Below are 16,567 nucleotides of genomic sequence, written 5' to 3' on the forward strand. Positions count from 1 at the left end.
AATGGCCTAAATTCAGACCTTGTTGCATTGGCCATCCTGTTTGGGTGGTGAGCAGAGGAATGAATGATGCGAGTTGAAACTATCAGTTTTGTTAAAAAGAATGCGGCAGCGCTGGATCTTTCCGAGCCGATGCTCGTCACTCAGAATGGCGTTCCGGCTTATGTGATCGAGTCCTACGAGGAGCGTAAGCGGCGAGATGAGGCCATCGCGCTGATCAAACTTCTTTCGTTCTCCTCTCGCGACAAAGAGCAGGGAAAACTGATTTCTGGCGACACTTTGCTGGCCAGACTGGCGCAGCGGCGCCAATTGCAGCAAGACGATAACGATGCCTGAGGTCTTCAGGGTAGAGTTTGCGACCGCTGCGGAGCATGGGGTTATTTCGCTGGAGCACTATCTCACGCAGCAATGCGGTCGCAAAAAAGCGGCAGAGATGGTCGATCAACTGGTGATGCAGATCGTTACGGCGTTTAGCAGTCAGGCCCATGTTTACGGTATTTGCCAGGAAGCGGCGTCGCTTGGGGTGACTCATTTTCATGAGTACCTTCCTATGGGGCAGCGAGTTTTGTATGAGGTGTTCCCGAGTGAAAACCTTGTAGTGGTCGCGTTGGTTATCGGTCAGCATCAAAGTATCGAGAAGCAGTTGCTCGATTACTGTCTTCTCCTCTAACAGCTAGTCAAATCTCAAAAGCCTCAAGGCAACCCTTTTTCGTGTTCGATCAGTAAAGGTTGTCCCGCACTCTGGCCGGCGCTTCCCGGTCATACGTCTCGGCATCGAACTGCCCATCGTTCAACCGCTTGTGAAACGCGCCCGCCGTCGGCAGCGCCGAGCGCTCCAGATGTTTCTCAGGGTTCCACAAGTCTGAGCGCACAATCGCTTTTGAACAGTGAAAAAAAGCTGCTTCCACTGTCACCAGCATCACCGTGCGCGCCGGTTTGCCATTGACCGCAAAGCTCTCCAGCAACGCGGGCTCGGCACTGATCTGTGCCGTGCCGTTAACCCGCAACGTTTCGCCAATCCCGGGAATGATGAACAACAGCGACACCCGCGAATCGAGCACGACGTTGCGCAGGGTGTCGATGCGGTTGTTGCCCGGCCGGTCCGGGATCGCCAGGGTGCGCTCATCAATGATCCGCACGAAACCCGGCGTGTCGCCCCGCGGCGAACCGTCCATCCCGTCAGGCCCCACCGAGCTGACGATCACCAGCGGCGAGGCGCGTACCATCGCCTGATAGTCCTCGTTCAGAAAGGCGATCTGCTTGCGCACGGCGCGGTCGTGGGGTTGGCCGTAGAGGGCTTCCAGTTCTTCGATGCTGTTGAGCATGACCACCTCAGAAAATCAGACCCATGCGCCGTTCGTAACCGATCCGGCCCCTGTAGGCTTCGCCGCTGTCGACCCAGCCGAATTTTGCGTAAAGCGCGATGGCCGATGCGTTATCCGCATCCACTGACAACTCCAGCCCCTTTATTTCCGGAAACGCCTGACGTGCCACGTCGGGCAGAGCTTGCAGACAGGCCTTGCCATAGCCTTTGCCCTGAGCCCGATGATCGACTTGCAGTGCGTGAAGGGTGGCGCTGTGTTCATCGGCCCACGCCGGCAATACGGGCGGGCGTTTGAGCAGCAGAAAGGCCACGGGAACATCCTCGACCAGTAGCGCAAATCCTTTGACGCCGGGGCCGGGTTTGGACAGCAAGGTGTGCAACGCACCGTGAATGTCGCCGGAGAACCTGATTTGTTCTTTGTGAACTTCAATGGCCTCGACCTGCTGGCGCTGGAGCGCGTTCAGGCTGTCGTAAGGCAGGAGTCGGGCTGTCACTGGAGTGTCCTTTTTCCAACATAAATGTGTTTCGAATTCTAACGAGTTTGCGTTCCTGGACTATTTTTATTTCCGCTGTCGATTTGGCTTTTCGCCAGACGACTAAAGGTGTCTTCACAACAAAAACCACGGAGAACCACCATGAACGCTACCCACGAAATCCAGACCCTGATCGACACCTATCGTCAGGCGGTCATCGCCAAGGATGTCGAGAAACTCATGCCCCTGTATGCCGAGGACATCGTCTCCTACGATGCGGTGAAGGCCCTGCAATTTCGCGGCAAGGCGGCCTACCGCGCGCATTGGCAGGAATGCATGGAAATGTGCCAGGGCGCGCACAAGTTTGATTTCGACCATATGAACATCGTGGCGGACGAGCACATCGCCTTCGCCCATTGGCTGGCCCATTGCGGCGGCACTAACGAGAAGGGCGAAACCCAGGCCTGCTGGATGCGCGTGACCGCCTGCTATCGGCGCGACGATGGGCAATGGCGCATCGTCCACGAACACTGGTCGGCCCCGTTCGACATGATGAGCGGCACGGTGCTGTTCAACCTGGAACCCTGAGCGTCAGGCCGATTCGTCGGGAATGTCGCGAAAGCGTCAATCTGCAGCCATAGTTGATCCGTTCGATTCAGGAGAGCCCCATGAAGTATTTATGCCTGGTCTACAGCAACGAGCACGAGTTGCACTCGCTGCCCGAAAGCCCGAATGACGCTGAATGCATGGCCTATGCCGAGGCGATCCAGGGCAGCGGCCGAATGGTCGCCGCCGAGGCGCTGGAATCGGTGCAGACCGCGACCACGGTGCGGATGCGCAACGGGAAGATGTCGATCACCGACGGCCCGTTCGCCGAAACCAAGGAGCAATTGGCCGGCTTTTACCTGATCGATGCCAAAGACCTCAATGAAGCCATCCAGGTCGCCGGCAACATCCCGGCGGCCCGGGTCGGCTGTGTCGAGGTGCGTCCCGTTCGTCAGTTGAATCCCGGCGCCTGATGTCGGCCGAGTCGGTACGGGCGCAGGTCGAGCAGGTTTACCGCGAAGACTCGCGGCGGATTCTGGCGACCCTGATCCGTTTGCTCGGAGATTTCGACCTCGCCGAAGAGGCCTTGCACGAGGCGTTTTTCGTCGCGGTCGAACGCTGGCAGCGTGACGGTGTGCCGGACAATCCGCGTACCTGGCTCGTGTCCACCGGGCGCTTCAAGGCCATTGATGTATTGCGTCGGCGCGCACGCTTCATTGCGTCGCAACCGATGTTGATCGCTCAACTGGAGGCGCTGGAGCAGGCCAACTGGAGTGACGAAGACGTGGAAGACGATCGCCTGCGCCTGATCTTCACCTGTTGTCACCCGGCACTCGCGGCGGACGCCCAGGTGCCGTTGACGCTGCGCGAAGTCTGCGACCTGACCACGGAAGAAATCGCCCGGGCCTTTCTGTCGGCGCCAGCGACCATCGCCCAGCGCATCGTGCGGGCCAAGGCCAAAATCCGTGACGCAAAAATTCCTTATCAAGTGCCGACCCTGGCGGAATTGCCCGAGCGCCTGGACAGCGTGCTGCGGGTGATTTACCTGGTGTTCAACGAAGGCTATTCCGCGTCCATGGGCGCGGAACTGACCCGTGAGGATTTGACCCGCGAGGCGATTCGGCTCGGTCGTCTGTTGATGGAACTGCTGCCCGAACCCGAGGTGATGGGGCTGCTGGCGCTGATGCTGTTGCACGAGTCCCGACGCCCGGCCCGGACGTCAGCGAGCGGGGAGTTGATCGTGCTGGATGAGCAGGACCGTTCGTTGTGGGACGTCGAGATGATCGAAGAGGGTTGCGCGTTGGTAGAGCGGGCGCTGACGACTCGGCAATTCGGTCCTTATTGCCTGCAAGCGGCGATTGCGGCGTCGCATGCCGAAGCGCCCACGGCGGCGGAAACGGACTGGCTGGAGATTGTGGGTCTGTATGACGTGCTGTTGCGGGCGGCGCCTTCGCCTGTGATCGAATTGAACCGTGCGGCGGCGATCTCCAAACGGGATGGGCCGTTGGCGGGGCTGACGTTGGTTGAAGGGATTCTGGCGCGGGGTGATTTGCTGGATTACCACTTGGCGCACGCGGCCCGGGCGGAGTTTTGTCGGCAGCTGGGACGGGTTGAGGAGGCGCGGGCGGCTTATGAGCGGGCGTTGGAGTTGACGCAGCAAGTGCCGGAACGGCGGTTTATCGAGGCCCGGATCAAGGCATTAAAATAAGGTGAATTTGCTGGCCCCATCGTCGGAACGCCGCCCGGAGCAAGCTCGCTCCCACAGGTTTAGCGTAAATCCTGTGGGAGCGGGCTTGCTCGCGAATGGCAGCACCGCTATTCCAACATCTTGCCAAGCAACCAACTCCCCGCCGGCCCTGGCGGATGCAGCCGCGACCACAGCGCATCGACGAACACCGGTTTTGGCCAGCCGCGTACGTCCAGTTCCTGCAACGTTCCTGGCCCAAATCGCTCCACCAGCCACCGGGGCAACGGCGTCCAGCCGAATCCGCCCTGGGCCATTTCCAGCAGCATCAGATAACTCGGCGCCGACCAGACGCGCCCCTTCGCACGGCTTTCATACGGATTGACGATCGTCGCCAGACGCAACTCCCGGTGTTGGTGCAACACGTCTTGATCGATGTGGCTCAGCGCCGCCAATGGATGCTCGCGGGACACGAACAGGGCAATTTCGGTCCGTTCTTCCACGGTCGAACTGACCAGGTCCGGCGGGTAACTGTCTTGTTTTTCGGCGAAGGCCACATGCGCCCGACCCCGTTGCACCAAGGCCACCAGGTCATCGCACTCGGCGATCAAGCATTCAAGTTCCAGGTCCGGATAGCGCTGCTCGAAAGCACTGAGCGCCGCTTCGAATCGGTCGGACTGATACGTGTCGGAAATCGCCACGGTCAGCTTCGGTTCGACCCCTTGGGACAATTGGCTGGCGGTCATTTCCAGTCGGCTGGTGGCGGCCAGGATTTCCTCGGCCCGTTGCAGCATCACGTGCCCGGCCGGGGTCAGGCTCGGTTTACGGCTGCTGCGGTCGAACAGTGTCAGGTTCAAGTCGATTTCAAGGCTGGCCACGGCGGCGCTGATGGTCGACTGACTGCGGCCCAGTTTGCGCGCCGCGGCGGAAAACGAACCTTGAGTCGCTGCCTGGACGAAGGCCTGCAACACTTCTTGAGAGGCCATGAACTATCGCCTTGATCGATGGTTATTGGTTATGAAGTATCGGTGTGAAGAAGGATCATGGCAACCACAGTCACTCAGAGGAGTCTGGCCATGAGCGCCAACAAATCCATCACTGAACGTATTTTCCAGGCCATCGGTTTCGAATTGCTGGCCATTTTGATCTGTACGCCGCTGCTGGCGTGGATCATGGACAAACCGATGCTCGAGATGGGCGTTGTCACTCTTGTTATCGCCGCCCTTGCTCTGGCCTGGAACGTGGTCTTCAACGGCCTGTTCGACCGCGTGCTCAAACGCTTCGCCATCGTGCACAACGCTTGGGTACGCGTTGTCCATGCGCTGCTGTTTGAAGGTGGTCTGGTAGCGGTCGGTGTGCCACTGATCGCCTGGTGGCTGAAGGTCAGCCTGTGGCAAGCGTTCGTGCTGGATATCGGCGTGTTGCTGTTTTTCCTGCCGTACACCTACGTCTACCACTGGGTCTATGACGTCGTGCGCGAGCGGGTGGTGATGCGCCAGGCTGTCTCGGGATAAAAGCAAAAGATCGCAGCCTCGTTTCACTCGACAGCTCCTACATTGGAATGCGATCCCTGTAGGAGCTGTCGAGTGAAACGAGGCTGCGATCTTTTGATATTGATGGCGTTTACAAAAACATCCCGCCCGACGCCTCTACGCGCTGGCCGTTGATCCACTGACTGCCCGGCGCCAGCAGCAATGCAATCGCAGCACCGATGTCGTCCGGCTGACCAACGCGCCCCAACGCGGTATTGCCGGCGACATAGCTGTTCACGTCGCTGTTATCACGCACCGTGCCACCGCCGAAATCGGTTTCGATCGCGCCAGGCGCCAGGGTGTTCACGGATATACCGCGGGCACCGAGTTCTTTCGCCTGATAACGCGTCAGCACTTCCATCGCGCCTTTCATCGCCGCGTAAGCGCCGTAACCCGGCAAGCTGAAGCGGGTCAGACCGCTGGAAACGTTGAGGATACGGCCACCGTCAGCCATCAGCGGCAGCAGGTTCTGGGTGAGGAAGAACGGCCCCTTCAGATGGATGTTCATCAGTGAATCGAACTGGGCGACGGTGGTGTCAACGAAGTTTGCATTCAGGCCGATGCCGGCGTTGTTGAGTAAAAAGTCGAAGTGTTCGCGATCAAAATGGCTACGCAACACGTCGGCGACCTGCGTGGCGAAATTTGCGAAGCCTTCACTCTGACCAACGTCCAGTTACAGCATGACGGCGCGACCGCCGAGGCTTTCGATTTCTGTGACCAGTGCTTGGGCCTCTTCGGCGCGGCTGTTGTAGGTGCCGATGACGTCGATGCCTTGGGCTGCCAGATGCAGGGCTGCGTTTTTGCCAAGGCCGCGGCTGGCGCCGGTGATCAGTGCGATTTTATGATTCATGGGACTTCCTCAAGGAGCAGTGGGTGATGATGTGGAGGAAGTTTATTTGTCCGTCCTGAAGTGATAAACAGGCGTAAATCGGAATCACTGGTCGGTTAATCCGAACAATAAAGGTCGGCCCATGAACAAGCTGGAACTGCTGCGTACCTTCGTTCGCGTCACCGAGATGTCGAGTTTTACCCTTGCCGGTGAAAGCCTGGGTTTGCCCAGGTCCACCGTGTCCGAGCACGTGCAGGCCCTAGAAATGCTGGTCGGCACGCGGTTACTGCAACGCACCACGCGCAAGGTTCAGGCGACTCAGGACGGCCTGGTGTTGTACGAGCGCAGCAAGGATTTGCTGTCGCACATGGATGAAATCGAAGGGCTGTTTCGCCAGGACGAAGCGTCGCTCGTTGGGCGGATTCGCATCGACATGCCGAATATTCTGGCCCGTCGGGTGGTGATGCCGCGTCTGCCCGAGTTCATGGCGCAGCACCCCAATCTCGAGCTGGAAATCAGCAGCACCGACCGCCGGGTCGATTTGCTCAGCGAAGGGTTTGATTGCGTGGTGCGAGTCGGCGCGCAGCCGGATCAATCGGTGGTCGCGCGTCACCTCTGCGATTTTGCGATGGTCAACTGCGCCAGCCCGGCCTATCTGCAATGTTATGGCGTGCCTGAGCGACTCGAAGACCTGACGCAGCATCGGCTGGTCCATTACGTCGGCGTACTGGGTTCGCGGTCGGAGGGTTTTTTGTACGAAGAAGAGGGCACGTTGCATCGAGTGCCGATGGCGGGCAGCGTCACGGTCAACAGTACCGATTGTTACGAGTCGGCGTGTCTGGGCGGTTTTGGTTTGATTCAGGCGCCGTTGATGGGCATGCAGCCCCACCTGCTCAGCGGCGAACTGGTGGCGGTGCTGCCGCAGCTCAACGCGCCGTCCATGGAGGTTTCGCTGTTGTATGCCCGGCAACGGCATTTGCCGTTGCGGGTCAGGGCGTTCATGGATTGGCTGGGGCACGTCATCCAATCCACCACTTGAACAACACATAACCTGTGGGAGCGAGCTTGCTCGCGATGGGGGCTGAACATTCAACGCAGATGTCGACTGTCTGTCCGCTATCGTCGGAACGCCGCCCGGAGCAAGCTCGCTCCCACAGGGTATTGCGCGGCTTCAGAACAATTTGGTGAAGAGCCAATACAAACTGCCCGACAACAGAATCGCCGCCGGCAAGGTCAGCACCCAGGCCATCAGCAGGTTGCGGATGGTCTTCATCTGCAAGCCGCCGCCGTTGGCGACCATGGTCCCGGCCACGCCCGAAGACAGCACGTGCGTGGTTGAGACCGGCAGGCCGAACATGTCCGCCGCGCCGATGGTCAGCATCGCAACGGTTTCCGCCGAGGCGCCTTGCGCATACGTCAGGTGAGTCTTGCCGATCTTCTCGCCAACCGTCACCACGATGCGTTTCCAGCCGACCATGGTGCCCAGCCCCAGGGCGATGGCCACCGCGATTTTCACCCACAGCGGAATGAACCGCGTGGCGTTGTCGATCTGCTGCTTGAACAGTTGCAGCTTGCCGTTGGTGTCGGCGTCGAAGTTGCCGACTTTGTTTTTGTCCATCAGGCGAATGGTTTCGCTGGTCAGGTACATGTCGTTACGCACGTTGCCCATGGCCTCGGCCGGGACTTTCGAGAGCGAGCCGTAGCCCTTCACTTCATTCCCGATATTGCCGGTCAACGCGGCGAGGGCCGGGACCAGTTGCGGCGTGGCTTCCTTGCTGCGCACGTATTCGGACAGCACCGGACGCGGGTCGGCCGGCGCTGGCAGCGGCGCACTTTTGACCAGCGCTTGCTGGGTGACTTCGGCCACGGCGGCAAACTGCAGCGCCTGGTCTGCCGGCATCGTCCGGTTCAGCGCGTAAGCCATCGGCAGCGTGCCGACCAGGATCAGCATGATCAGGCCCATGCCTTTCTGGCCATCGTTGGAACCGTGGGCGAAGGACACGCCGGTGCAAGTCAGGATCAACATGCCGCGAATCCACCACGGTGGCGGAGTGTCCCCTTTCGGTGCTTTGTACAGCGCACGATTTTTCACGAAAGCACGCAAGGCCAACAGCAACAGCGCAGCAAACGCGAAGCCGATCAGCGGCGACAGCAACAGCGCGTAACCGACTTTGGTTGCCTGCGCCCAGTCCACGCCGCTGGTGCCGTCACGACCGTGCATCAGGGCATTGGCCACGCCGACGCCGATGATCGAACCGATCAGGGTATGCGACGAAGACGCCGGCAAACCCAGCCACCAGGTGCCGAGGTTCCACAGGATCGCGGCGATCAACAGGGCGAAGATCATCGCGAAACCAGCGGAGGAACCGACTTGCAGAATCAGCTCCACCGGCAGCAGGGCGATGATGCCAAACGCCACCGCGCCGCTGGACAGCAGCACCCCGAGGAAGTTGAAGAACCCGGACCAGGCCACTGCGAAATTCGGCGGCAAGGAGTTGGTGTAAATCACCGTGGCCACGGCGTTGGCGGTGTCGTGGAAACCGTTGACGAACTCAAAGCCGAGGGCAATCAGCAGCGCCACGCCCAACAGCAGAAACGGCGTCCAGGTGGTCACCACAGTGCCGAGTTCGTTCATGTCGTGCATCAGACTGTAGGCGGTGAACAACAGCCCGCTGCCCAGCACAGCGAAGAAAATCACGATGGTCAGCAGGCCGGGCTTTTTATCGAGTTGCGGTTTGGCGCTACTGGCGGACGCCTGTGCGGCGGAGAAGGAAGGAGTAGCCATGACGGACAATCCTAAGGGGAGAGGGAGTGTCGCCCATGATCGTTGCTGAATGTTACAGGGAGGCTGCGCTGGGTCAGGGTTTGGGTTTTTTAAAGGCAGAATCAAAAGATCGCAGCCTCGTTTCACTCGACAGCTCCTACATTTGGAATGCGCAACCCTGTAGGAGCTGTCGAGTGAAACGAGGCTGCGATCTTTTGATCTTAATAATCCTGGCGCTTACGAAACGCCCAACGCCCGGCGATCACGGTAAACGTCGCGACCAAGGCCACCAGAATCCAGAACCCTTCCGGGTCGCCGGAAAGCGGCACCCCACCGACGTTCATGCCAAAGAACCCGGCGATGATGTTGATCGGCAACGCCAGCACCGTCACCACGGTCAGGGTGAACAATGTGCGGTTGCTCTGTTCGTTGAGGTTGGCGGCGATTTCTTCCTGCAACAGCTTGATCCGTTCGCCGAGCGCCGTGAGGTCGTTAATGATCAGCGCGAACTCCTCGGTGGACTTGCGCAGCTCCTTGACGTCTTCCTTCTGCAACCACTGCGGCGGGCGATTAAGCAGGCGCAGCAACGAGCCCGGTTCCAGCGCCAACAAGCGTTGCAGGCGCACCAGCACCCGTCGGTTAGCACCCAGTTCGGCCCGGTTGGTCGACAGCCGCGAGGACAGCAATTCATCTTCGATCTGATCGACACTGAGGCTGGTCTTGCGCACGATCTGGGTCAGCACTTCGCCCTGATCGCGCAGCAGATGCACCAGCAATTCCAGCGGCGAGCGAAAGCACTCACCGGCCTTCACCGACGAGCGCAGCTTGTCCACCGAGTGCAGCGGTTGCAGCCGTGCGCTGATGATCATCCGACTGCGGGCGCAGACCCACAGCGTTGAAACATCTGAAGAAACCATGCTGCTGAGGTTGAACACCACGTCGTTGACCACCGCCAGCAACGCCGAATCCACATGCACGATGCGCGTCGAACGAGAGCCCTCATGCAGCGCTTCGAAAAATTCGTCGGGCAATTCCAGATGGCTTTTCATCCAGCGCTCGCATGCGGCGTGGGCCAGGTTGAGGTGCAGCCAGAGAAATTCGTCGTTGTCGCCGGGTTGTTGCAGGCACTGCAAGGCCTTGGCCGAATCGAGCTCGCGACCGCGCTCGCCGGGGCGAAAACTGAAACCGTACAGCAGACCGAACAGGTCCGTGTCGCGATGGCTTTGGTCGATGCTGTGGTTCATGAGGTCTCGCAAAGGAGCGCTATTGCTCTATGTAGCAGCTGGCGAAGCCTGCGTTCGGCTGCGGAGCAGTCGTAAAACCTGAGCGCGCGGTCTACCTGACGCAACGCATTGTCTGATTTCACGACTGCTACGCAGCCGAACGCAGGCTTCGCCAGCTGCTACAGGTCGCGTTACGGCGGATTTTTCAGGTTCACTTGAGCCGCATCATCGCAAGGAGTTTTGACGGTTTTGTGACAGAGCGGTGGAGGCGAAATAGTGGCACTACCGACGGTCGGAATTGATTAAAGAACCGCTCTGGCACGCCGATCCTGCTGACGTGAACTTGCATGGCTTTGGCCACTGACCAAGGTCGCAGACAGGGATGTCCGAACACCTTTCACGCCTGATCGCGGCGTGTCTCCTCCTTGTCATGAGTATCACTCGATGCTGCAAAAATCCCTGAGAGCACAAATCCTCGCGTTGTTGAGCGGCAGCTTGTTCGCGATGTTGTTGATCGCCCTGGCCTGTTTTCATTTTCTGTCCAACGGTGTTCAGAGCTACGCGAATCTGATCGAAGGCCCGCTGCACACCTCGCAATTGATCGATGAAGCCAACCTGCAATTCAAGGTTCAGGTTCAGGAGTGGAAAAACGTCCTGCTGCGTGGCAAACAACCCGCGGATCTGGATAAGTACTGGAAGCAATTCGAAGACCGTCAGCGCGATGTGCAGGACATCCTCGGCGAACTGGCCGGGCAGAAGGGTATCGAGCCGCAGCTGAAAACCCGCATCGAACGCCTGCGGGACGAACATCGTCTGTTGGGCGCGGCTTATCAGAAGGGCCGTGACGCCTACGTGGCGGCAGGCGCCGACCCAACGGCTGGCGACACGGCGGTCAAAGGTGTTGACCGCGCGACCAGCGATCAGATGACCGAGTTGGTCAGCGAATTGCGCAAGCAGGGTGCCGAGCAATCGAAGCTGATCAGCGCCGACGCCGACCGCACCGTGTTGCTGGGGATCATTGTGATGCTCGCCTCGGGTCTGTTGATCGGGTTGCTGAGCCTGTGGCTGGTCAACCGCAACCTGGTGGAACCGATTCGCAAACTGATCGAGTACGTAGCGCAACTCAGCCAGGGTCGTTTCGCCGAACGCGTGGCCAGCACCCGTCAGGATGAGCTGGGCAAATTGGCGACAGCGGCCAATACACTTCGCGATTTCCTCGCCGAAACCTTCAGTCGTTTGCAGCGCAGCGCCAAGGATCTGGACAGCGCCAGCGGTGAACTGAACTCCATCGCCAGCCTCATGGCCAGCGGCACCAACGAGCAGTTCAACCGTACTGATCAGGTGGCCACGGCGATGAACGAAATGTCCGCTACCGCGCAAGAAGTCGCACGCCACGCTGCCGATGCGGCACGTGCCGCCGACGATGCCGACCAGTCCGCCCAGCAGGGCGAAAAGGTCATGCAGGGCACCATTCACACCATCACCCAAATGCGCGGCGAAATCGCCAATACCGCCACGGTCATCCGTCGTCTGGAAACCGACAGCGGGCGCATCGGCAAGGTACTGGAAGTGATTCGCGGCATCGCCGAGCAGACCAATCTGCTGGCGCTCAACGCCGCCATCGAAGCAGCCCGTGCCGGTGAAGCCGGGCGCGGTTTTGCGGTGGTGGCCGATGAAGTCCGCAGCCTGGCCCAGCGCACGGCGGCGTCGATTATCGAGATCAACCAGATCATTCAAACGGTGCAAACCGGTGCGGTGGACGCCGCTCAGGCGATTGAAAGCGGTCAGTCGCGCAGTGAGGAAAGTGTCGAGCAAGTGACCCAGGCCGGCGCCATGCTGGAGCGCATCACCCTTGCCGTGGAAGCCATCCGCGACATGAACCGCCAGATCGCCACCGCCGCGGAAGAGCAGACGTCGGTGGCCGAAGACATCTCGCGCAACCTCACCGAGATCACCAGCATCGCCAGCACCAATCTGGATAACGTGCAGCGCACCGAAGCGGCCAGCCACAACCTGCACGGGTTGTCGGGGCAGTTGAATGAAGTGACGGCACGTTTAAGCGCGTAACGGGAAGGGCTGTGTACCGGTTTGCTTACCGAGTCGGTACACAGTCGATCTCAAGTCCGCAGTGTCGATGTCGATGACCACGGTAATCCCATAAACCCAATGGAAAACCGCCATGGTCAGCATCACTTCCGTTTCGATCACCCCGACGGCCTCGACTGCTTCGAACAAGACTGCCGTCAGTGACAGCACCGATGACACGTCAGTCACGGCAACCGCTGAGGCGTCCAGCGACACCACCAAGGTATCCGCCGGCGGCGCCCCTGCGGCGAGCGGCAGCAGTTCCAGCAGCAGCGAAGAATCCGATACGGTGAAAGAGCTGCGCAAGCAGATCGCCGAATTGCAAAAGCAATTGCAGGAACAACAGCAGCAACTGCAAGCGGCCCAGGCCAAACAGGAAAGCGCCGAAGCCAAAGCGGCGGACGTCGCGGCGGCTCAGTCGCAGATTGCGACGACTTCGGGGTCATTGCAGACGGCAACGGCGGCGTTGTTGCAGGCGTTGCAGGATTCCGGTTCCAGTACGTCGGGATCGCTGGTCAGCACTTCGGCCTGATATTCGGTTCAGTAGGCATGACCGCTGGTCGGATTCGACGCTTCAAACCCATTGATTCAGAAGGTACCTGTTATTTCTGACAGTAGACGGGACGCATTCCTGCCGGCTTGATGATCGGGTCAGCGCAATGGCGCGATTATCCCGATAAGGAGTGTTCCCATGTCTACGCTTGAAGTGTTGGAAAAGCTGACGATCCCGAGCATGACGCCGGTCGAAGGTCAGGAGTATGAGGGTGAGGTGTCTTTACCCTCGGCTCCCGGTCCGCGGGCGTCTGTCCCTGGCAAACAGGGTTTGAGCGAAGGGGATCATCTTGAGGTGGTATGGATCACCAAAGCAGGCACTGAAACAGTTTTTACGCATGAGGTCACCGAGATTGAAGAAGTAAACCCTGTGCATTTCTATGTGAAGGAAACCTTCATCACACCGGGTTTGGTGACTACCTTTTATGAGGTTGTCAGAGACGACCGAATCTGGCGCTCCAAGCCGTTGATCATTATGGTCAAGTGATTCGAGCCTGGCAGATCACACCGGCAAGCTGAACGTAAACGTCGTGCCCTGTTGCCCGGTCGAGACCACGTCCAGTTTTCCGCCATGGGACTGCGCAATCTGACTGGCAATGTACAACCCCAACCCGAGGCCGGTCTGCGGTGTTCCGCTGGCCGGTCGCGAGTAGGGTCTGAACAGATGAGGCAGCGCATCCTCGGCAATCAACCCCTGATTGTTTACGCTCAGCACGAACTGTCCTTCATTGATCTGCGCGCTGATATCGATCGGGCCGTCGGGATCGCCATGAGCAACCGCGTTCGCTACCAGATTGGAAAGTAACTGCGCGACCCGCTCGCGATCGCAATGAACGCTGTGCAGGTCGCCGATGGACGATTGAATGGTACGGCCGGGATGGACGCTCTGAACTTCAGAAATCACATGCCGCAATGCATCCTCGAGATCCGGGCACGGCTTGATGTTGACCGGGATGCCACGACCCAGTGAGCCGCGAGCGAAATCCAGAACGTCATCGACCAGTTTGGTCGCACGTCGGGCGCTGGTGAGGATGTGCCGGGCCCGCTGCTGATTCGCCGGATCGGGTAGTTTGCGCAGGAGCATTTCAGCGCCGGCGCTGATGGCGAACAAGGGGTTGCGCAGATCATGCCCGAGCACGGCGATGAACTGTTCGCGCAGTTCGGCGGCTTCGCGTTCCTGCCTCAGCGCTGCTTCGGTCTTTTGCAGGTTTTCTTCGGCCTCGATTTGCAGCGCCAGCATTCGGGCGAAGGATTCCATGGTGCTCTGGATCGTGCTGGATTTGAGTGGCGCAGGATTGGGGTCAAGAGCGCAGAGGGTGCCGAAAAAGCGTCCGTCGGTGCGGAAAATCGGTACGGAGATGTAGCTTTCGAACTGATAGAGGCGAGGTGTGTGGTGGTCGCGGTAGAGCGGGTCTTCACTGGCCTTGTCGATGACCACCGAATGATGCGCCTGACGAATTTCATGGCACAGCGTCGTGACCACATCCAGTTCGCCGCCGACTTGCAATCCGAAATCCAGTTGATCAAGCACAGCGCAAGCGGTCCAGGAGTCTTCGGTAACGCGAGCCACCGCGGCGAAGCGCAGGCCGGTCAACTCACGGATCACCTGAAGAATTGCCGGCACCGCGCCGATCCGACCGATCGTGGCGATGTCTGCAGCCGCTGCTTGCCCCATTTCAATCAACCTCTGCATGAACAGTATGGTGAGATTCTAGCGGGCTGGCGCGGCGTTGGCGCGACTTGATTGCCTGAATTTGACGTGCAAAAAAGCCGCACGATCCGAAGATCGTGCGGCTTTTTGCGATGTGATTACTTGTCTTGTTTGTTGCTCAGGACTTTGCCGGTCTTGGCGTCCACATCCACGTCCCACTCAACGTTTTTGGCGTCACGAATTTCCACCTGGTAGACGTAAGCGCCAGTGGCGGTCTGTTCCAGTTCGGTATCGGTGATGTTCGTTGCGGTGCTGCCTGGGTGTTCAGCGAGGGCGGCCTGGTTGAGTTTTTCCAGGTCCATTATGGTGCCAGCCTTGAGCAGACCCGGGATCAGGTCAGGACGAACATCGGCCTGGGCCAGGCCAGCGGTGAGAGTCAGGGCAGCGGCAGTGAACAGGGCAGTCAGGGTTTTCATGAGATTCTTTCCTTGGGGTGATCTGTTTAAGTGGGATCAGGCTAACCGGCGCAACTTAATCCACCCTTAATTCACCGAACGTGACTGAGCGAAGATCGTTCCCTCGTTCATCAGTAACCGTTGTTCTGCAGCAACTGCGCAACACTGGCCGCCGCCGGGCGTTTGTAGAACTTGAGCAGTTCGCTGGCGCGGTTGGTGAAGATGCCGTCGACGCCGGCGTCCATGACTTTCTGGTAATCCACGGCATCGTCGATGGTGTAGACGTGCACCAACAAGCCCTGATCGTGGGTGTACTGGTTCATCCACGGTTGCACCAGGTCCGAGTAACTCTGATCACCACCCGTGGTCAGCGCAGCAGAAGGACCGGTGCCGATCGCGCCCTGGGCTTTGGCGTACTCGACCCATTGCTGGAATTCGGCTTTATCCTTCGGTTGCTGTTTGGCGTAGTAAGTGGCTTTGTCCTTGTCGCCGGACTCGGCAAACGTCACCTTGGATTTCGGCTCGATGCTGCCTTCACCGACCCATAACAGGAGGATTTTCGGCACTTTCGGCATTTCCTTCTCGAGCAGTTCGAGGCTGCTCTTCTCGAAGGTTTGCAGCACGACCTTGCCTTTGCCCTGGCCGACGGCCAGGTCGCTCTTCGCCAGTTTCGAACCCGCCGGGCTCAACCAGCCGCGATCCTGGAGTTTTTCCTTGAGGTCGCGCTCGATCCCGGGAAACTGCTTCGGCTCTTTGGTTTCGATGTACAGGCCGGGTTTGTGCAGCGGGTTGCCTTGGGCAATATCGATGATTTCATCGAGGGTCAGGATTTTCAGACCGGCGTACGCAGGACGCGCGCGATCCGGGTAGGCGGTGTTGAACCAGCTGCCGGCATCGAGGGTTTTCAGCTCGGCGATAGTGAACTCGTTGGCCGGGCGGTCCTTGCGTTCAGGGAATTTGCTGGCGACGTCGGTGGTGCGTTGCAGGTTGTTGTCGTGCAGGGCGAAGAGCACGCCATCCTTGCTGCGTTGCACGTCCATTTCCAGGTAGTCGGCACCCAGATCGCGGGCCAGTTTGTAGGCTGCGGCGGTGGATTCCGGTGCATCGAACGACGCGCCACGGTGGGCGATCACGGCCGGATGGGGGATGCCCGTGCGGGTTGCCAATGCGGTGGGGCTTGGTTCGCTGGCGGCCTGTGCCTGGCCGAGGCCCAGCATCAGACTCAGCAACAGGGCGCTCTTGGTGAAGGTAACAGGCATGGTCGAGGTCCTTTCGCAGATTTTCAAAGACGTACCTTTTAGCAACTGAGCGCCGCTTGCGCTATCGCCAGACCGACATAAACGTGTTTAAAGCAGATTTTTTCAGCGCTTTTGTGCGCTTCTTTGCAGTACTCTTGGCCCCGGCAGTTACCCCGGCAGAGGGAACGCCCATCCGCTTGCCCTGCGTGTAAAC

General features: G+C 59.3%; 18 protein-coding genes and 1 pseudogene. 10 read left to right on the plus strand and 9 right to left on the minus strand.

Going from position 1 to position 16,567, the window contains the following annotated elements; translation table 11 throughout:
* Positions 1-66 precede the first annotated feature (66 nt).
* Complete coding sequence (locus tag ACMXYH_RS07660; RefSeq protein ID WP_046049521.1) at positions 67-333, plus strand: prevent-host-death protein; 267 nt, start codon at positions 67-69, stop codon at positions 331-333.
* Positions 326-667, plus strand: coding sequence for a hypothetical protein (locus ACMXYH_RS07665; RefSeq protein ID WP_129437726.1), 342 nt, complete (start codon positions 326-328; stop codon positions 665-667). Before ACMXYH_RS07660 ends, ACMXYH_RS07665 begins: the two co-directional genes overlap by 8 nt.
* A 49-nt stretch (positions 668-716) precedes the next feature.
* Here the strand turns inward: ACMXYH_RS07665 and ACMXYH_RS07670 are convergent, their stop codons facing one another.
* Together ACMXYH_RS07670 and ACMXYH_RS07675 are read right to left on the minus strand one after the other, a co-directional pair.
* On the minus strand, positions 717-1,322 hold the full coding sequence (locus tag ACMXYH_RS07670) for a pyridoxamine 5'-phosphate oxidase family protein (protein ID WP_415766743.1): 606 nt from the start codon (positions 1,320-1,322) through the stop codon (positions 717-719).
* Positions 1,323-1,329: 7 nt separating this feature from the next.
* Positions 1,330-1,815 carry a GNAT family N-acetyltransferase gene (locus tag ACMXYH_RS07675; RefSeq protein ID WP_415766744.1) on the minus strand — a complete coding sequence of 162 codons (486 nt, stop codon included), beginning with the start codon at positions 1,813-1,815 and terminating at the stop codon, positions 1,330-1,332.
* Positions 1,816-1,956: 141 nt separating this feature from the next.
* On the opposite strand from ACMXYH_RS07675, the gene ACMXYH_RS07680 reads away from it, so the two are divergent.
* The 3 genes from ACMXYH_RS07680 to ACMXYH_RS07690 all read left to right on the plus strand — a co-directional run bounded on the left by ACMXYH_RS07680 (position 1,957) and on the right by ACMXYH_RS07690 (position 4,048).
* Complete coding sequence (locus ACMXYH_RS07680; RefSeq protein WP_008151160.1) at positions 1,957-2,382, plus strand: YybH family protein; 426 nt, start codon at positions 1,957-1,959, stop codon at positions 2,380-2,382.
* An 80-nt stretch (positions 2,383-2,462) separates the two neighbouring features.
* A complete protein-coding gene (locus ACMXYH_RS07685; RefSeq protein WP_008151161.1) occupies positions 2,463-2,813 on the plus strand; it encodes a YciI family protein in 351 nt (116 codons plus the stop codon).
* On the plus strand, positions 2,813-4,048 hold the full coding sequence (locus ACMXYH_RS07690; protein WP_415766745.1) for an RNA polymerase sigma factor: 1,236 nt from the start codon (positions 2,813-2,815) through the stop codon (positions 4,046-4,048). Before ACMXYH_RS07685 ends, ACMXYH_RS07690 begins: the two co-directional genes overlap by 1 nt.
* Positions 4,049-4,155: 107 nt before the next feature.
* Here ACMXYH_RS07690 and ACMXYH_RS07695 read toward each other — a convergent pair whose 3' ends face one another.
* On the minus strand, positions 4,156-5,010 hold the full coding sequence (locus ACMXYH_RS07695) for a LysR family transcriptional regulator (RefSeq protein ID WP_415766746.1): 855 nt from the start codon (positions 5,008-5,010) through the stop codon (positions 4,156-4,158).
* A 90-nt stretch (positions 5,011-5,100) separates the two neighbouring features.
* On the opposite strand from ACMXYH_RS07695, the gene ACMXYH_RS07700 reads away from it, so the two are divergent.
* Positions 5,101-5,538 carry a multidrug/biocide efflux PACE transporter gene (locus tag ACMXYH_RS07700; RefSeq protein ID WP_134417762.1) on the plus strand — a complete coding sequence of 146 codons (438 nt, stop codon included), beginning with the start codon at positions 5,101-5,103 and terminating at the stop codon, positions 5,536-5,538.
* 109 nt (positions 5,539-5,647) lie between these two features.
* Here ACMXYH_RS07700 and ACMXYH_RS07705 read toward each other — a convergent pair.
* Positions 5,648-6,406: pseudogene (locus tag ACMXYH_RS07705) on the minus strand (SDR family NAD(P)-dependent oxidoreductase).
* A 121-nt stretch (positions 6,407-6,527) separates the two neighbouring features.
* On the opposite strand from ACMXYH_RS07705, the gene ACMXYH_RS07710 reads away from it, so the two are divergent.
* On the plus strand, positions 6,528-7,424 hold the full coding sequence (locus tag ACMXYH_RS07710; protein ID WP_415766747.1) for a LysR family transcriptional regulator: 897 nt from the start codon (positions 6,528-6,530) through the stop codon (positions 7,422-7,424).
* 132 nt (positions 7,425-7,556) lie between these two features.
* On the opposite strand, the gene ACMXYH_RS07715 is transcribed toward ACMXYH_RS07710, so the two are convergent.
* The gene (locus tag ACMXYH_RS07715; protein ID WP_415766748.1) at positions 7,557-9,170 is read right to left on the minus strand and encodes an inorganic phosphate transporter; all 1,614 of its coding nucleotides are present in this window, start codon (positions 9,168-9,170) and stop codon (positions 7,557-7,559) included.
* A 200-nt stretch (positions 9,171-9,370) separates the two neighbouring features.
* Positions 9,371-10,393 carry a transporter gene (locus ACMXYH_RS07720; protein WP_415766749.1) on the minus strand — a complete coding sequence of 341 codons (1,023 nt, stop codon included), beginning with the start codon at positions 10,391-10,393 and terminating at the stop codon, positions 9,371-9,373.
* A 423-nt stretch (positions 10,394-10,816) separates the two neighbouring features.
* On the opposite strand from ACMXYH_RS07720, the gene ACMXYH_RS07725 reads away from it, so the two are divergent.
* The 3 genes from ACMXYH_RS07725 to ACMXYH_RS07735 all read left to right on the plus strand — a co-directional run bounded on the left by ACMXYH_RS07725 (position 10,817) and on the right by ACMXYH_RS07735 (position 13,496).
* Positions 10,817-12,439 carry a methyl-accepting chemotaxis protein gene (locus ACMXYH_RS07725; RefSeq protein ID WP_415766750.1) on the plus strand — a complete coding sequence of 541 codons (1,623 nt, stop codon included), beginning with the start codon at positions 10,817-10,819 and terminating at the stop codon, positions 12,437-12,439.
* A gap of 112 nt (positions 12,440-12,551) precedes the next feature.
* The gene (locus tag ACMXYH_RS07730; protein WP_129437704.1) at positions 12,552-12,989 is read left to right on the plus strand and encodes a hypothetical protein; all 438 of its coding nucleotides are present in this window, start codon (positions 12,552-12,554) and stop codon (positions 12,987-12,989) included.
* A gap of 159 nt (positions 12,990-13,148) precedes the next feature.
* The gene (locus tag ACMXYH_RS07735; protein ID WP_415766751.1) at positions 13,149-13,496 is read left to right on the plus strand and encodes a hypothetical protein; all 348 of its coding nucleotides are present in this window, start codon (positions 13,149-13,151) and stop codon (positions 13,494-13,496) included.
* A 15-nt stretch (positions 13,497-13,511) separates the two neighbouring features.
* Here ACMXYH_RS07735 and ACMXYH_RS07740 read toward each other — a convergent pair whose 3' ends face one another.
* From ACMXYH_RS07740 to ACMXYH_RS07750, 3 genes are all read right to left on the minus strand, one after another.
* A complete protein-coding gene (locus ACMXYH_RS07740) occupies positions 13,512-14,684 on the minus strand; it encodes a GAF domain-containing sensor histidine kinase (protein WP_415766752.1) in 1,173 nt (390 codons plus the stop codon).
* Positions 14,685-14,818: 134 nt separating this feature from the next.
* Complete coding sequence (locus tag ACMXYH_RS07745; RefSeq protein WP_415766753.1) at positions 14,819-15,136, minus strand: PepSY domain-containing protein; 318 nt, start codon at positions 15,134-15,136, stop codon at positions 14,819-14,821.
* A gap of 110 nt (positions 15,137-15,246) precedes the next feature.
* Entirely contained in the window at positions 15,247-16,374 is a 1,128-nt protein-coding gene (locus ACMXYH_RS07750; protein ID WP_415766754.1) for a glycerophosphodiester phosphodiesterase, read from the minus strand.
* Positions 16,375-16,567: the final 193 nt, after the last annotated feature.

The organism is Pseudomonas frigoris, from assembly GCF_047758635.1.
In the GTDB taxonomy this organism is placed as follows: domain Bacteria; phylum Pseudomonadota; class Gammaproteobacteria; order Pseudomonadales; family Pseudomonadaceae; genus Aquipseudomonas; species Aquipseudomonas frigoris.

What these genes read in the sequence shown, in the direction of transcription:
- ACMXYH_RS07660 (WP_046049521.1), top strand. Translation starts at nt 67, where the DNA reads ATGCGAGTTGAAACTATCAGTTTTGTTAAAAAGAATGCGGCAGCGCTG.
- ACMXYH_RS07665 (WP_129437726.1), top strand. Translation starts at nt 326, where the DNA reads ATGCCTGAGGTCTTCAGGGTAGAGTTTGCGACCGCTGCGGAGCATGGG.
- ACMXYH_RS07670 (WP_415766743.1), bottom strand. Translation starts at nt 1,322, where the DNA reads ATGCTCAACAGCATCGAAGAACTGGAAGCCCTCTACGGCCAACCCCAC.
- ACMXYH_RS07680 (WP_008151160.1), top strand. Translation starts at nt 1,957, where the DNA reads ATGAACGCTACCCACGAAATCCAGACCCTGATCGACACCTATCGTCAG.
- ACMXYH_RS07685 (WP_008151161.1), top strand. Translation starts at nt 2,463, where the DNA reads ATGAAGTATTTATGCCTGGTCTACAGCAACGAGCACGAGTTGCACTCG.
- ACMXYH_RS07690 (WP_415766745.1), top strand. Translation starts at nt 2,813, where the DNA reads ATGTCGGCCGAGTCGGTACGGGCGCAGGTCGAGCAGGTTTACCGCGAA.
- ACMXYH_RS07695 (WP_415766746.1), bottom strand. Translation starts at nt 5,010, where the DNA reads ATGGCCTCTCAAGAAGTGTTGCAGGCCTTCGTCCAGGCAGCGACTCAA.
- ACMXYH_RS07700 (WP_134417762.1), top strand. Translation starts at nt 5,101, where the DNA reads ATGAGCGCCAACAAATCCATCACTGAACGTATTTTCCAGGCCATCGGT.
- ACMXYH_RS07710 (WP_415766747.1), top strand. Translation starts at nt 6,528, where the DNA reads ATGAACAAGCTGGAACTGCTGCGTACCTTCGTTCGCGTCACCGAGATG.
- ACMXYH_RS07715 (WP_415766748.1), bottom strand. Translation starts at nt 9,170, where the DNA reads ATGGCTACTCCTTCCTTCTCCGCCGCACAGGCGTCCGCCAGTAGCGCC.
- ACMXYH_RS07720 (WP_415766749.1), bottom strand. Translation starts at nt 10,393, where the DNA reads ATGAACCACAGCATCGACCAAAGCCATCGCGACACGGACCTGTTCGGT.
- ACMXYH_RS07725 (WP_415766750.1), top strand. Translation starts at nt 10,817, where the DNA reads ATGCTGCAAAAATCCCTGAGAGCACAAATCCTCGCGTTGTTGAGCGGC.
- ACMXYH_RS07730 (WP_129437704.1), top strand. Translation starts at nt 12,552, where the DNA reads ATGGTCAGCATCACTTCCGTTTCGATCACCCCGACGGCCTCGACTGCT.
- ACMXYH_RS07735 (WP_415766751.1), top strand. Translation starts at nt 13,149, where the DNA reads ATGTCTACGCTTGAAGTGTTGGAAAAGCTGACGATCCCGAGCATGACG.
- ACMXYH_RS07740 (WP_415766752.1), bottom strand. Translation starts at nt 14,684, where the DNA reads ATGGGGCAAGCAGCGGCTGCAGACATCGCCACGATCGGTCGGATCGGC.
- ACMXYH_RS07745 (WP_415766753.1), bottom strand. Translation starts at nt 15,136, where the DNA reads ATGAAAACCCTGACTGCCCTGTTCACTGCCGCTGCCCTGACTCTCACC.
- ACMXYH_RS07750 (WP_415766754.1), bottom strand. Translation starts at nt 16,374, where the DNA reads ATGCCTGTTACCTTCACCAAGAGCGCCCTGTTGCTGAGTCTGATGCTG.